The organism is Mycobacterium sp. (assembly GCF_019247635.1).
Classification (GTDB): Bacteria; Actinomycetota; Actinomycetes; order Mycobacteriales; family Mycobacteriaceae; genus Mycobacterium.
Genome location: NZ_JAFBAR010000112.1, coordinates 25574 through 39347, shown reverse-complemented (window position 1 = coordinate 39347; position 13774 = coordinate 25574). Strand labels below are relative to the sequence as shown.

General features: G+C 65.6%; 14 protein-coding genes and 2 pseudogenes. 6 read left to right on the top strand and 10 right to left on the bottom strand.

Translation table 11 applies throughout. The annotated features are described in order from the left end of the window. Window positions 1-455 (bottom strand): annotated as a pseudogene (locus JO236_RS19180) (GTP-binding protein); the annotation flags it as partial. 299 nt (window positions 456-754) lie between these two features. On the opposite strand from JO236_RS19180, the gene JO236_RS19175 reads away from it, so the two are divergent. The 3 genes from JO236_RS19175 (at window position 755) to JO236_RS19165 (ending at window position 2501) form a co-directional block, all read left to right on the top strand. Beyond that, window positions 755-1612: a proline iminopeptidase-family hydrolase gene (locus JO236_RS19175; RefSeq protein ID WP_293334036.1), complete on the top strand. Its 858-nt coding sequence runs from the start codon at window positions 755-757 to the stop codon at window positions 1610-1612. Between the two features lie 207 nt (window positions 1613-1819). Then, window positions 1820-2116: a GlsB/YeaQ/YmgE family stress response membrane protein gene (locus JO236_RS19170; RefSeq protein WP_293334034.1), complete on the top strand. Its 297-nt coding sequence runs from the start codon at window positions 1820-1822 to the stop codon at window positions 2114-2116. Between the two features lie 148 nt (window positions 2117-2264). Then, window positions 2265-2501, top strand: a complete 237-nt coding sequence (locus JO236_RS19165) for a CsbD family protein (RefSeq protein WP_293334032.1) — start codon at window positions 2265-2267, stop codon at window positions 2499-2501. A 123-nt stretch (window positions 2502-2624) separates the two neighbouring features. Here the strand turns inward: JO236_RS19165 and JO236_RS19160 are convergent, their stop codons facing one another. Genes JO236_RS19160 through JO236_RS19145 form a run of 4 tightly spaced genes read right to left on the bottom strand, consistent with a single transcriptional unit; the run spans window position 2625 to window position 6781 of the window. Then, window positions 2625-3392, bottom strand: a complete 768-nt coding sequence (locus JO236_RS19160) for an enoyl-CoA hydratase/isomerase family protein (RefSeq protein ID WP_293334030.1) — start codon at window positions 3390-3392, stop codon at window positions 2625-2627. Further along, window positions 3393-4490 (bottom strand): acyl-CoA dehydrogenase family protein, encoded by a 1098-nt coding sequence (locus JO236_RS19155; RefSeq protein ID WP_293334028.1) that lies wholly within the window; start codon window positions 4488-4490, stop codon window positions 3393-3395. It lies immediately after the preceding gene. Further along, entirely contained in the window at window positions 4477-5382 is a 906-nt protein-coding gene (locus JO236_RS19150) for an acyl-CoA dehydrogenase family protein (protein ID WP_293334026.1), read from the bottom strand. The genes JO236_RS19155 and JO236_RS19150 overlap by 14 nt, the downstream gene beginning before the upstream one ends. Then, a complete protein-coding gene (locus JO236_RS19145; RefSeq protein ID WP_293334024.1) occupies window positions 5360-6781 on the bottom strand; it encodes a class I adenylate-forming enzyme family protein in 1422 nt (473 codons plus the stop codon). Before JO236_RS19145 ends, JO236_RS19150 begins: the two co-directional genes overlap by 23 nt. A gap of 99 nt (window positions 6782-6880) precedes the next feature. On the opposite strand from JO236_RS19145, the gene JO236_RS19140 reads away from it, so the two are divergent. Both JO236_RS19140 and JO236_RS19135 read left to right on the top strand, forming a co-directional pair. Continuing rightward, window positions 6881-7186 carry a 2Fe-2S iron-sulfur cluster-binding protein gene (locus JO236_RS19140; RefSeq protein ID WP_416362289.1) on the top strand — a complete coding sequence of 102 codons (306 nt, stop codon included), beginning with the start codon at window positions 6881-6883 and terminating at the stop codon, window positions 7184-7186. A 22-nt stretch (window positions 7187-7208) separates the two neighbouring features. Then, the gene (locus tag JO236_RS19135) at window positions 7209-7529 is read left to right on the top strand and encodes a DUF4286 family protein (RefSeq protein ID WP_293334020.1); all 321 of its coding nucleotides are present in this window, start codon (window positions 7209-7211) and stop codon (window positions 7527-7529) included. 62 nt (window positions 7530-7591) lie between these two features. Here JO236_RS19135 and JO236_RS19130 read toward each other — a convergent pair whose 3' ends face one another. The 5 genes and pseudogenes from JO236_RS19130 to JO236_RS19110 all read right to left on the bottom strand — a co-directional run bounded on the left by JO236_RS19130 (window position 7592) and on the right by JO236_RS19110 (window position 12372). Then, window positions 7592-8593, bottom strand: coding sequence for a CoA transferase (locus tag JO236_RS19130; protein ID WP_323802180.1), 1002 nt, complete (start codon window positions 8591-8593; stop codon window positions 7592-7594). A gap of 47 nt (window positions 8594-8640) precedes the next feature. Further along, a complete protein-coding gene (locus JO236_RS19125) occupies window positions 8641-9597 on the bottom strand; it encodes an LLM class F420-dependent oxidoreductase (RefSeq protein WP_293334016.1) in 957 nt (318 codons plus the stop codon). Further along, on the bottom strand, window positions 9582-10016 hold the full coding sequence (locus JO236_RS19120) for a cobalamin-dependent protein (protein ID WP_293334014.1): 435 nt from the start codon (window positions 10014-10016) through the stop codon (window positions 9582-9584). Before JO236_RS19120 ends, JO236_RS19125 begins: the two co-directional genes overlap by 16 nt. Further along, window positions 10017-11594 carry a methylmalonyl-CoA mutase family protein gene (locus JO236_RS19115; RefSeq protein ID WP_293334012.1) on the bottom strand — a complete coding sequence of 526 codons (1578 nt, stop codon included), beginning with the start codon at window positions 11592-11594 and terminating at the stop codon, window positions 10017-10019. 131 nt (window positions 11595-11725) lie between these two features. Then, window positions 11726-12372: pseudogene (locus JO236_RS19110) on the bottom strand (M15 family metallopeptidase). A 196-nt stretch (window positions 12373-12568) separates the two neighbouring features. Here JO236_RS19110 and JO236_RS19105 point away from each other — a divergent pair. After that, window positions 12569-13762: a polyprenyl synthetase family protein gene (locus JO236_RS19105; protein WP_293334040.1), complete on the top strand. Its 1194-nt coding sequence runs from the start codon at window positions 12569-12571 to the stop codon at window positions 13760-13762. Window positions 13763-13774: the final 12 nt, after the last annotated feature.

The following is a 13774-nucleotide window of genomic DNA, read 5'->3' as shown; positions in this document are numbered from 1 at the left end:
TCGGACTGTCCCACGCCAACGGTCTCCAGCAGGATCACGTCATAGCGCAGCGCTCCCAGCAACCGGACGGCCGCAGGAACGGCGGCGGCCAGACCGCCCAGATGGCCACGCGTTGCCACCGAACGGATCAGCACCTCGGAGTCGTTGATGTGCGCGGACATTCGGATGCGATCTCCTAGCAGCGCACCGCCACTGAACGGCGACGACGGGTCGACGGCCAACACCGCCACCTGGCAGTCGCGCTCGCGGTACGCGCCGACCAGAGCCGCGATCGTGGTCGACTTTCCCGCGCCCGGCGGTCCGGTGATGCCGATAACTTGGAGGCCGACGGTCGGCGCCGGCCCGATGCCGGCCAGCACCTCACCCCGGTGCTCGCTCTCCACGAGGCTGAGCAGCCGGCCCGCAGCGCGCTGAGAACCTTTGCGCGCGTTGGCAATCAGATCGGATATGTCCATTACTTACGGGGCGACTTCAAGCCAGCGCGGGTCGGCCCCAAGCCGATCGCTCGATGCGATCTCCGGATGCAGCGGCTTGAGCGTAGCCAGTTTGTCCATCGTGGTGTCGCGGCGGGGGTGATGCCCACGCGTCCATCTCCTCGCGGCTCACGGGTTTCTCCATCTGCGGACGAGAACATGATTCTCTCATCGCGAGAGTTCGCGTTGCAAGGCGCCCTGACCCGCGAATAGTCGCAGAATCGCACACCTCGGCGCCGATCGTGCGATCCTGCGTCTGCCAACCGAGCACAGGAGGTCCTATGGGGACGATCGCGGTCCCAGGTGGCAACGTCTGGTTCGAACGAGTCGGCGACGGGCCAGGCCTACCGCTGCTCGCGGTGCACGGCGGGCCCGGCCTGCCGCACAACTACATCCGGTCGCTGGAACGGTTGGCCGACGAACGGGAAGTGATTTTCTGGGATCAGCTCGGCTGCGGGAAGTCCGAATGTCCCTCCAACGCCAGACTTTGGACCATGCAACGCTCCGTGGCGGAACTGGATGCGGTGGTAAAAGCGCTGGACCTGAACCGTTTTCACATCTTCGGCAACTCGTGGGGTGGCATGCTGGCCCAACAGTATGTCCTCGACGTGACCTCGGGCGCCGTGAGCCTCACGATCTCCAACAGCACCGCGTCCATCCCCCAGTTTTCAGCGCATGTGACCCAGTTGAAGTCGGAGCTGGACCCGGCGACGCAATCCGCCATCGACCGACATGAAGCCGCCGGCACGACACACGCCGCCGATTACCAGGCCGCCGTCAGGACCTGGAACGAGACCTATCTTTGCCGAGTTCACCCCTGGCCCGGCGAACTCGAGGACGCATTCCGCAACATGGGCGCCGAGATATTCGAAACTATGTTTGGCCCCAGCGACTTTCGCATCGTCGGCACCATCCGTGACTGGGACGTCGTCGAACGGTTGGCCGAGATCACGCTGCCCACCCTGCTCTTGGCCGGCAGGTATGACGAATGCTCACCCGACCACATGCAGGACATGCACCGGCGGATTGCCGGCTCGCGGTTCGAGCTGTTCGAGTCCAGCGCGCACATGCCCTTCTTGGAAGAGCCCGAAAGGTTCGATCGGGTAATGCGCGAATTCCTCCGGCGCGCAGACGGTTGACCTGTTCCAACCAGGGGCGGCATCCCGTGTGAGGCTAGGCCACCACGGGCACACGGCCGGCCGGCGCACCTCCCCGAGTCGAGTTGGCCGTTCCGCCACTATTGTTCTGCATGCGTCGAATTGGGCCGGTGAATTGGCCCTGCGCCGGGTATTCAACGCTGCACGGCTCGGCGATCGCTGAGCGTGCTCGCAGAGGTGGAGATGAACATGGACACGTTGGCTACGACTGAAATCCTGGCTCGCTCGACAACGCTGACCAGCGTTGGCTGGGTCGGCTACATCATTATCGGAGCGCTCGCCGGTTGGATCGCGGGCATGATCATGAAGACCAAGGAAGGCCTGCTTCTGGACATTGTGATCGGAGTCGTGGGTGCTCTGTTGGGTGGATTCCTGCTCAGCTTCTTCGTCGACACCGCCAGCGGTGGTTGGTGGTTCACGTTGTTCACGGCCATCTTGGGTGCGGTCATTCTGCTCTGGCTGCTTCGCCTGTTCCGCCGCGCATAGCCTTCCTATGCATTCTCGCTTCCGCGCCCAGCTAGGCCGCAGGTAGACGGCCGGAGTGACCGAGCCCACAGTGCTGTTGGCCGCGTATACGTTGCAGCACCGCTCTCGCGGGGTATTGGTCAAGGGACCCCAAAGAGAGGAGCGCAACATGAGTGAGCGCAGCACGGGACCGGTGGAAGCCGTCAAGGGCGTCATCGAGGACGCGGTGGGCAAGGCCAAGGAAGTCATTGGCATCGTGTTCAACCACGAAGGTCTCCGCAAGGAAGGCCGCGCCCAGCAGGACAAGGCGCAGGCACAACGCGACGTCGCCAAGAATGAGGCCAAGGCCGAGGCGTCACGCGCAGCCAAGAACGCGGCCGAGGGCCGCCAGAAGGCTGCCAAGTAAACGAGCAAGCGCTGCTGTTGGGCCGCCCCTAAGGGGCGGTCCAACAGCGCTTGCTGAGGAACACAAGTCGCACGAAGATCGTTGGGACCAAAAGAACTACACCCCCGCAGTTAGCCGATGGGCTCAGTTCTTGCCGGCGTTGAGCTTGGCGACGATGGTCCGAAAGTCCTCGGTAACGAACGACTGGTGCTCGGCGGACAGCGCGTAGTCGATGCTGGCCAGCACGGCGCGCTCCAGATGAATGTTGAGCACCCGCTTGGTGCTCTCCACCGCCTGCTGGGGCAACTCCAGAATTCGCTTCGCGCAGGTCAGCGCCTCGGCGACCGGATCGTCGACGACATGGTTGGCTAGGCCGAGTTCGACGGCCCGCTCAGCGCGAATCTTGGTGCCGGTCAACGCATATTCCTTGGCCAGCATCAAGGAGATGTGCAGGGGCCAGGTCAGCGGCCCACCGTCAGCCGCCACCAAACCCACCTGCACGTGCGGGTCGGCCAGGAAGGCGTCTCTGGCGATGTACACAATGTCGCTTAGCGCGACCAAACTGCAGCCAAGCCCGACGGCCGGGCCATTGACCGCTGCCACCACGGGAATGCGGCAACGCGCCATGCCCAGCACGATCTCGCGGCCATCCCGGATCGTCTTGGCGCGCAGGTCGGCGTCTTGAGCCAGTTCGGCGAGATATGCGAAATCGCCGCCGGCCGAGAACGCCTTACCACTGCCTGTCAGCACCGCCGCGCGGGCGGTGGCATCATCGGTCAATCGCTGCCACAGTCGCGCGAGTCCGACATGTAGGTTGTCGTTGACGGCGTTGAGGGCGTCCGGACGGTTCAGCGTGATGATCCGCAGCGGCCCGTCGGCCCGAACGTCGATTTCGGTTGGCATATCGTACATTCAGACTCCTAGTCCCAAGATGCGCGAAGCGATGATGTTTTTCTGTATCTGTGAAGTCCCACCCATCACGCTTTGCGCGCGGCTGTAGAGGTAGGCGCTGAGCAGGTCTGGGTCCCGGGTGCCGCTGACGGCCAGCGCGGCGTGCCCCACGGCTTGTTCGACCCAGGTCATCAGCAGTTTGTCCAGCGATCCCTCCGGCCCGTGCGAGACGCCGTCGAGTTGTTCGGACAGCCTTCGCCGCACATGGTGGGTCAGCATCTCCGATTGGACCGCTGCCCATGCGAGTTCGTCCGGCACCAGATCGTCCTGACCGTCCCAGCGCGCCACCAGTTCTCGAACCAGCTTGCCGTAGCGGGCCGCGTATCCGAGCGTGGACGGCTCGCGTTCGTGCCCGACGACGGTCATGGCGACCGTCCAGCCGTCCCCGGGAGAACCGACCATGCGGTTCGCCGGGACCGTAGCGCCGTCGAAGAACACCTGGCCGAACTCGTTCGTGACTCCGTTCATCATCCGCAGCGGCCGCTGTTGGACGCCAGGCTGTTTCATCGCGAGGACGAACGCCGACAGGCCACGGTGCCGCTTGGCGCCTGGATCCGTGCGGGCCAGGAGCAGACACCAGTCCGCCACGTCGGAGTAGCTGGTCCAGATCTTGTGTCCGTGCACCACGTAGTTGTCACCCTCGCGGGTGGCGGTGGTGGACAGCGACGCCAGATCGGAGCCCGCGCCCGGCTCGCTGAAGCCCTGACACCACCGCTCGGTGCCGTCGATGATGCCGGGCAGAAAGCGTTGCCGCACTTCTTCGTTGGCGTGCCTGCCGATGCCGTAAACCAGGTAGCCGACGCTGGGGCGCGGCGGGGCGCCAGCACGGACCAGCTCTTCGTCGACGATGACGTCGTACACCGGCGGCAGGTCCTGTCCGCCGTAGTCGCGTGGCCAGGACAGCCCGAAGAAGCCGTTCTGGTACAGCGCCCGATGCCATTCGGCCATGTATGCCCAGTACTCGTCTCCCGAGCCGGAGTACCTTTTGGCGTGCGCCGAAAGCCAGGAACGCAAGCGCTGCCGAAAGTCGGCTTCCTGCGGCGAATCACGAAAGTCCAAGGCCGACCTCCTTCAGGCTTGCCGGCCACAGCTCGGCCGATGTCAGGGCCCGGCGCAGATACACATGCACCACGCATTCCCACGTATTGCCGATACCGCCGTGCACCTGCACCGCCGTCTCACAGACGGTCCGGCTGGCGCGCTCGCAGTAGACCTTCGCTATCCGCGCGGCCCGGATCGCTTCGGACGGCGCCAGTTCGTCGACCGCCCACGCGGCATGCCGCAGCACACTGACCGAACCCTCGATCAGCGCCAGGCTTTCGGCCAGCAGATGGGCGACGGCTTGATACGAGCCGATCGTCTTGCCGTACTGTTCGCGGATTTTCGCGTAGTCACACGCTACGGCGTGCGCGCCGCGCGCCGTTCCCACCAGATCCGCCGTCGTGGCGACCAGCGCCAGGGCCTGCCATCGCTCGGCGACGTCATCGGACACCTCACCTACGGCGGCCCGCGAGGCCGCGACTTCCGCGCTGGCCCTGGTCAAATCAGCGCCGGCATTGCCGTCGACCAGATCGGCCGCCAGGACGGTGGTGCCCGAAAGCCACAGGGCACGCTCGTATCCGCGCGCATCGATGGCGCGCTCACCGAACGCGATCGTTGCCCGGCGTGCCTCGGTGTCAAGGTGGCGGGAGATGTCGTCGGCAAGCACCGGACCGAGGAAGGGCGCGTCCACCAGTCGGCGCCCGAATTCCTCTGCGACTATTGCCACTTCGACACCCGAGGCACCGTCGGAGCGCAGCGATCGCCAGCCTGCCATCTCAATCTGCTTGTCCAGACGCGAGATTCGGCTCTCGTCGGCCAAGTCTTGCACCGCGCCGGGCCCGAGATCGTCGGCCATCTTCGCGGCCGCGTCACGTAATTGTTGCTGTTCAGCTGTCAGACGTACATCCATAGCTCTCCTTGAGCACTCGGCGCAGCACCTTGCCCGAGGGTAGGCGAGGAATCTCCGGCACGAACACCACGCGGCTGAGCCGCTTGTAGGACGCCAACCTCGCATCCACGCGGGCGATCAGGTCCGTGGCGAGCGCGGGATTACCGGGCGCGTGGGTGGCGACGGCGGCCACGACCGCCTCTCCGCTGGCGTCGTCGGGAATGCCGAATACCGCACAATCTTTGACGGCTGGATGGCCGTGCAGCACAGTCTCGATTTCAGCCGGCGCGACCTGGAAGCCACGCACCTTGATCATCTCCTTGACGCGATCGGTGATCCGCAGCCAACCGTCGACGTCTACCCAACCGACATCCCCGGTCCGGTACCAACTTTGAAAATCCCCGCAGCACACCTCCGCGGTTGCCTCGGCGGGCAGGTAACCGGCCATCAGCGAAGTCGACCGCGCCTGGATCTCACCGACCTCGCCCGGACACACCGGCAGGCCCGTCTCCAGCGACACCACCCGAACCTCCACGCCCGGCACCGGTCGTCCGACCGCGTCCAGCCGTGCCCCGGTCAGCGGATTACATGCGATGACAGGCAGCTCCGTGGTGCCGTACGCGGGAACCCAACCAACGCCGGTACGTCGGGTCACGACCTCGGCGATGTCGGCACTGACCGGCGTCGCCCCCCACATGATGAACCGCAGCGATGACAGGTCATAGGACTCGAGCTCGGGGTGTGAGGCGATGGCCATTGCGATAGGTGCGACGGCCATTTCGATTGTGATGCAATCCTTCTCGATATGGCTCAGCATCCGGTCGATGTCGAACCGCCGATGCAGCCGCAGCCATGCGCCGGTCCGCAGCGCCGTAAGGATGTTGAGCAGGCCGAGGATGTGTGATGGCGGCGTGACGACCTGGATGCGATCGCGGCCGGTGAGCTGCAACGCATGACGCCAGTGCCCAATGGCCGCATCCAACGAGGCGTGGGTGTGCCGGACGGCCTTTGGCAGCCCGGTGGTGCCGGAGCTGAACACCAGCAGGGCGTCGCCGTCACGGCGGACCCGACGGGGCGCGGGCTCGGCAGCGGGCACCGGTTCGTCCAGGTGCAGCATCGGCATCAGCCCGGCCAGCACCGGGTGGTCGCCAACCGCGCGGGCCGGGTTGGTCAGCGCCAGTGCGTGTTCAACCTCGGCGCGCTTCCAGGCGGGGCTGATCAGCACCGCCGCGGCGCCCAGCCGCCAGATGGCCAGCAACGCGGCGACGAACTCCGGCCGGTTGGACGCCATCACCGCGACCCGCTCGCCCGCGTTCGCACCGTCCTTGCTCAGGGCCGAAGCCAGCCCGTCGGCCATCGCGTCGAGCTGGGGAAGGCCGAACCGCCGCTCTTCGAACACGAGCGCGGCCGCGTCGGTCACGTCCTGTCCTCCCGACAGTCTTGAGAAGATCCTATCGCCTGACGAGAATAGTATTCTCTATACTGAAGAACGCAAGTACGGGGCCCGTCGAAAGGAGCGATCACGGTGGAGCTGGCCGCAGAAGCGACCGAGGTCGGCACGGTGACAATCCACCTCGACCGCAAGAAGGTGTCCGTGCCGCTGGTTCCCGGCGAGACGCTGCTGGAAAGCGCGCGGCGGGCGGGGCTCAATCCCCCGTTCAACTGCGAAGCCGGCAACTGCGGCACGTGCATGGCCAGGCTCAGCGAGGGTAGCGCGACCATGCGCGTCAACGACGCGCTCGATGACGACGAGGTGGCCGAGGGCTACATTCTGACGTGCCAGGGTGTGCCCGACACGGCGTCGATCACTGTGCACTACGAGTAACAGTCACGGAAGAGGTGGCGACATGGCCAAGGGGATCATCTACGTCGAGAGTCGGCCCACGTCACCGGACCGCGACCAGGAGTACAACGCCTGGTACAACGACGTGCATCTCAAAGAACTGCTGGCGCTGGACGGGTTCGTCTCGGCACGCCGCTTGCGACCGATTGGCGGCGACGGCCCATATGTGGCGCTTTACGAGATCGAAGCGGACGACCTGCAGTCGGTGTTGGACAACATGCTGGCCCACTCCCGCCAGCTGCACCTGTCCGACGCGCTGCAGCTTGATCCGCCGCCGGTGATGCGCCTGCTCGAGACGACGATCGATCACCGCCCGGACGCTTAGCCGCGCAGCTCCCGTCGACCGTGACGCCGCAGTCACGCTGAGGCTCGAGCGCGACTGCAGTGTCACGTCGGAGCGGTGTCACACTGTTCGGGCAGCTTCGGCGGCGGCCGATAGTCAGGTTGATAACCGGACACGTGTATCGGGCTGCCCACCAAGCGGTAGTCACCAGCCGACACAACCACTTCGGGGGTGGCCCTCAGCGCCTCCGGCAGCGTCCGCACGGCCGCCGCGGGCACCCCCAACGGACGCAGCCGGCCTTCCCAGCCGGCGGCGGTGTCGGTCGCCAGCGCCGCGGTGACGACGTCGAGCACCTCGTCGCGACGCGCCACCCGTTCGGCCATGGTTTCGAATCCCCCGATACGCGCTGCGGCTGCGAAGGATTTCCAGAAGCCGTCATGGGTGATGAACAGCGCGAGATAGCCGTCTGCGGTTGGAAACAGTTGTGCCGGAACATAATACGAGTGCGCGCCGTTCGGTCGTCGTACCGGCTCGACTCCGTTGTTGAGATAGGCAGAGGCGTGGTAGTTGAGCTGGGACAGCATCACGTCGCGCAACGACACGTCCACCTGCCCGCCGGTGCCGGAGATGATCTTGGCCAACAGTCCCAGCGCCGCGCACATTCCCGTGGAGTTGTCGGCCGACGAATAGCCGGGCAGCGTAGGAGGTCCCGCCGGGTCACCCGTTAATGCGGCGATGCCGAAACCCGCCTGGACTACGTAGTCGAAAGCCGGATCGTCGCCGCCGTGCAGGCCAAAACCGGTGATCGCCACGCAGACGATCTTCGCGTTCCAGCCGCGCAACGCCGCATAGGTGAGGCCAAGACGGCGGATGGCCGACGGTTTCAGGTTTACCAGCAGTGCGTGAGAGTTCGACACCATTTCACCCAGAGATCGTTGTCCCGCTTCGGAATTCAAGTCGAGACAAACGCTGGATTTGTTACGGTTGAGGCTGGCGAAGTAGCTATCACCGACTCCGCGCGAGATCTCGCCGCCGCGCGGCTCTATCTTGGTGACCTCGGCGCCGAGGTCGGCAAGCAACATGGTGGCGTACGGCCCGGCCAGCATGGTGCCGACCTCGAGGATGCGTATTCCCGCCAGCGGTCCGGCGGACGTCACCGCAGTTCCGTTGCGAGCGCGGCGATCATCTCCCGGGTGCGGCGCTTGGAGGCGACGAGTTCGTCGCGGTTGTCACCGATCGGGAGCAAGCGCACCGACAGATCCGTGACGCCGGCGTCGGCGAAAGAGCGGAATCGCGACAGAATCTGCTCCGGGTCGCCGGCCGCACAGATATCGCCGACGTCTTTGGCGTCCCCGTATCCCAGCAGCCGTTGGTAGTTCGGCGAGACCTCGGCCTCGCCCAGGATCCGGTTGGCCCGCTCGCGTGCCGAGTCGACTTCGTTTGCCGCGCACAGACAGACGGGGATGCCAGCGACGATGCGCGGCGCCGGCCGCCCGGCGTTATCGGCGGCCTTGGTAATCCGCGGGACGACGTGCTCGCCGACGGCGCGCTCGTCGGCCATCCACAGCACGGTGCCGTCGGCTCGCTCACCGGCAATGGTGAGCATCACCGGTCCGAGCGCAGCCACCAGCACCGGCAGCGGCGCGACCGGGGCCAGGTCGAGCGGGTTGTGCACGTGAAACGTGTCGTTCTCCACGTCGACGGGGCCGGGGTTGGCGAAGGCGGCGTGCAGCACGTCGAGGTAGTGCCGGGTGTAGGCGGCGGGCCGCTCGTAGGGGATTCCGAGCATGTCCTTGACGATCCAGTGGTGTGACGGTCCCACGCCCAACACCAACCGACCGTTGGTGGCAGCCTGTGCCGACAAAGCCTGCCGGGCCAACGCAATCGGATGCTGCGCTTGCAGCGGCACGACGGCAGTGCCCAATTCGATACGGCTGCTGCGGGTCCCCATCAGGGCGACCGCCACGAGTGCGTCGAAGTCGTTGGGGATCTGCGGGATCCAAGCGCTGTCCAGGCCGGCCGTCTCGGCCCAGTCGATATCGGCCAGCATCCGGATGACCTTGCGCGCGGTGTCGCCGCGCTCGGGTCCGATCATCACTCCGATGCGCACTGTTCCTCGGTTCCCTTCAAAGCGGGTTCGGGGCCGCCGGTCAACGCACGGATGTCGCGTACCAGAGTGTCGAGCGGCGTTCCGGTGGGGAAAACGGCTGCGGCACCGGCGGATAGCAGCTTGGGAACGTCGGCGTGGGGAATCGTTCCGCCGACGACCACGGCGATGTCGGCGGCATCGGCGGCCCGCAGCGCGTCGATGGTCCGCTTGGTGAGTGCCAAATGCGCGCCGGACAGGATGCTCAGCCCCACCACGGCGACGTCCTCCTGCACTGCGATCGAGGCGATGTCCTCGATGCGCTGCCGGATGCCGGTGTAGACGACCTCGAAGCCCGCGTCTCGCAGGGTGCGTGCAACGATCTTGGCGCCGCGATCATGGCCGTCGAGGCCGGGTTTGGCGACCAGGATCCGGACGGCCATCTAGAACACCACCGGTTGCTGGAATTCGCCCCACACTGCTTTGAGCGTGGAGACCATCTCGCCGACCGTGCAGTAGACGTTGGCACAGTCGATTAGCTTGTGCATGAGATTGTCGGTCCCCTCGGCGGCACGCGCCAGCGCGGCAAGGCTGGATTGCACTGCACCGCTGTCCCTTTCAGCCCTGATCTGCGAGAGCCGCTTAAGCTGCATGTCGCGTCCCTCGGCGTCGAGTTCGTAGGTGACGATGTCCGGCTCGGGCTCCTCGGAGACGAACCGGTTAACCCCGACCACCGGTCGGGTGCCGGCTTCGATGTCCTGATGGATGCGGAAGGCCTCGTCGGCGATCAGGCCCTGCAGATATCCATCCTCGATGGCGCTGACCATACCGCCGTGGCGCTCGAGATCGTCCATGATTTCGACGATGCGGGCCTCCGTGGCGTCGGTGAGGGCCTCGACGAAGTAGGAGCCGCCGAGCGGGTCGGCAACGCGTGCGACACCGCTTTCGTGGGCCAGGATCTGCTGGGTACGCAGCGCCAGCGTGGTGGACTCCTCAGTGGGGAGTGCGAACGGCTCGTCCCACGCGGCGGTGAACATCGACTGCACACCGCCCAGCACCGCGGCCATCGCCTCGTAGGCCACCCGGACCAGGTTATTTTGCGCCTGGGGGGCATACAGCGACGCGCCACCGCACACGCACCCGAAGCGGAACATCGACGCCTTGTCGGTCTTGGCACCGTAGCGTTCCCGCACCAGCGTCGCCCAACGCCGCCGTCCCGCACGGTATTTGGCGATCTCCTCGAAGAAGTCACCATGCGTATAGAAGAAGAACGAGATCTGCGGGGCGAACTCGTCGATCGTCATCCGGCCGCGTTCCACGACGGTGTCGCAGTAGGTGACGCCGTCGGCGAGGGTGAAGGCCATCTCCTGGACGGCGGTGGCGCCGGCGTCGCGGAAATGTGCCCCCGCCACCGAGATCGCGTTGAACTTCGGAACCTCGGCCGCGCAGAACTCGATGGTGTCAGCGATCAGCCGCAGCGACGGCTCCGGCGGCCAGATCCACGTGCCGCGCGAGGCGTACTCCTTGAGGATGTCGTTTTGAATGGTGCCGGTGAGCTTGGCCCGCGGCACGCCCTTGCGTTCGGCGGCGGCGACGTAGAACGCCAGCAGCATCGCGGCCGTGCCGTTAATGGTGAAGCTGGTGCTGATCTGGTCCAGCGGGATTCCGTCGAACAGGATCTCGGCGTCGGCCAGCGTGTCCACCGCGACACCGACGCGGCCGACCTCCTCCACGACCTCGGGATCGTCGGAATCGAAGCCGCACTGCGTGGGCAGATCAAGCGCCACCGACAGGCCCGTACCGCCCTGGTCCAGCAGGTAGCGGTAGCGGCGGTTGGATTCCTCGGCGGTACCGAAGCCGGAGTACTGCCGAAACGTCCACAGCTTGCCCCGGTAGCCGGATGCGAAGTTGCCCCGGGTGAACGGAAACTGTCCGGGCGGCGGCGGCTCCGCCGTGACGTCTTGCGGACCGTACACCGGGGCAAGCGGGATGCCCGATGAGGTCTGGGCTGCATTATCCATCAGTGAATAACGTACTTGCAAAAAAAGAGAATGCCAATACCACGCGGATGAGCTGGGGAAACATCGCAAAGCGCGACGCTGGCGGCGGTGGCCGGCCCTCGGCTGCAGGTTGGCGGCCGAGTCCTCTGCGGTCAGTCGACGGGGACATTGAGGATCGGGCGGTCGACGGCGGCGCCTGGACCGTCGAAATGCCACCACTCCCCGGAGTAGACGGTGAGCCCGCCGTACGTCATGGCGCTCCGCAGACGGGCCCGGTTCGCCTGAGCGTCGGCGCTGACGCCCTGGGTGGCGAATGCGTTTGCCCGCGACGTGAAGTCGTCGAAATCGGTGCCCATGTCGGCCAGGCAAAAACCGCTCACCACACGCTCAGTCGGGCACTGCTCCTGGGCGCTGGCGTACGTCACGTCCACAGAGCGACCCGATTCGTGGCTGTGCGCATACTGCCCGGGGCGCGCGACCCATGCCGGGTTCGGGACGATTGTGAACATTTTGACCTGGACGTCGTGTGGCCGGTAGCAATCCCAGAACACCAGGAACTGTCCCTGAGGGCGCAGAACCGTGGCGGCCGCCGCGAGGCCCGGCGCCATGGATTCGTGCACGAGGCACCGGCCGTCGGACGGGTACAGCTGTGCGTGCGTGAAGTTGTTGGTCGTGGCGTACCGCAGGTCGATCAGCGCGTCGGACACCACGCTGCGAACGTCGACGAAGCCGGCCGCGGCGGCCGCGTCGCTGACGGGCGGCACGGGCGCTGCCGTCCCCAAGGGCTCGCCGGTCGCATCGGCCAGCACCAGGACGGCGAGCAGCGAAAGAAACGCACCAAGGCGAGCCATCTGGCAATTGTGGCCCGTTGTGCGTCCAGAGCCGGCGAAGAACGCGCTGACCGAGCTGCCCTCCGCGTCAGCACGCTGGGGCGAGCCATCGCCACGGCCTCCCCCTGGCGAAGCGGGAGACACTTCAGTATATTAATATTTAAGATGTTGAATACTTCGCCGGCAGCGCACGGCGGTCTTATCGAGCAGGGGAGGGCGTCCGTGGGCGAGATACGAGCGTTGTCGTTGGCGCAAGCTGTTGAAACGCCGCTTCCCCGTCCTGCGCGATGGGCGAGCACGCAACGATTCGACAATTGGCGGGCCACAGTGCGGCAAACGACGCTGAGCAACGTGGCGGCCTTTGTCGGTGCGCGCCGAGCAACTGAACGCGACGGCGCAGTGATCGAGCCGGCCGGCGAGATCCTGCACGAGTTCGCCTCCGGCGGGAAATGCTTGCGTTCGACATTCATGTACTTGGGGTGGCTCTGCGGCGCAGAGCCCTGCGACGCCGCCCTGCGTGCCGCCGCCAGCTTGGAGTTGTTACACGTCTTCGCGCTGCTGCAGGACGACGTCATGGATGATTCGACAGAACGCCGTGGCAGGCCCGCAGTCCACGTTCAACTAGCTCAGTGGCACCGCGCCCGTAACTTGTCCGGCTCGGCGGAGCACTTTGGTGCCTCGGCTGCCATCCTGCTCGGTGATCTGTGTCTGATCTGGGCTGAGCAGATGTTGCGCGAGAGCGGCGTTGAGTCTCAATGCCTGCGGCGGGCGTGGCCGCGCTATGACGCCATGCGCGCCGAGCTGGCGGTGGGTCAATTTGCCGATCTGGCAAGCGATGTCCGCGATTTACCACCGCTGGACGCGGTCCTCGACGTGGCGCGGCGCAAGTCCGGCAACTACACCGTTCGTCGTCCTCTGGAAATCGGCGCGGCGATGGCGGGCTGCGACGAGAGCACGTTGTTTCACATCGGTCGGTACGGGGCAGCGGTTGGCGAGGCATTTCAACTTCGGGACGACATCTTGGGTGTGTTTGGGTCGCCGGCGGTCACCGGCAAGCCCAGCAGCGGAGACCTGCTCGAACGCAAGGCAACCAGCCTAGTCCTGATCGCCCACCGGATGGCCGAGACGGCGAACAGGCACGAACTCACCGAGCTGATGAGCAGACACGACCTCGATGAAGACGCACTGGAACGGTGGCGAACGTTGATCGTGGCGTCCGGGGCCGTTCAACAAATCGAAGAGATGATCGACGAACTAATAACGTCTGCCCGAAAGGCATTGGCTGACATGACGATCGACGGTTTTGTTCGCGAAGCGCTGGACAACATGGCGGGCGTGTGTACAGACCGGGCCGGATGAGAAACGTTTACT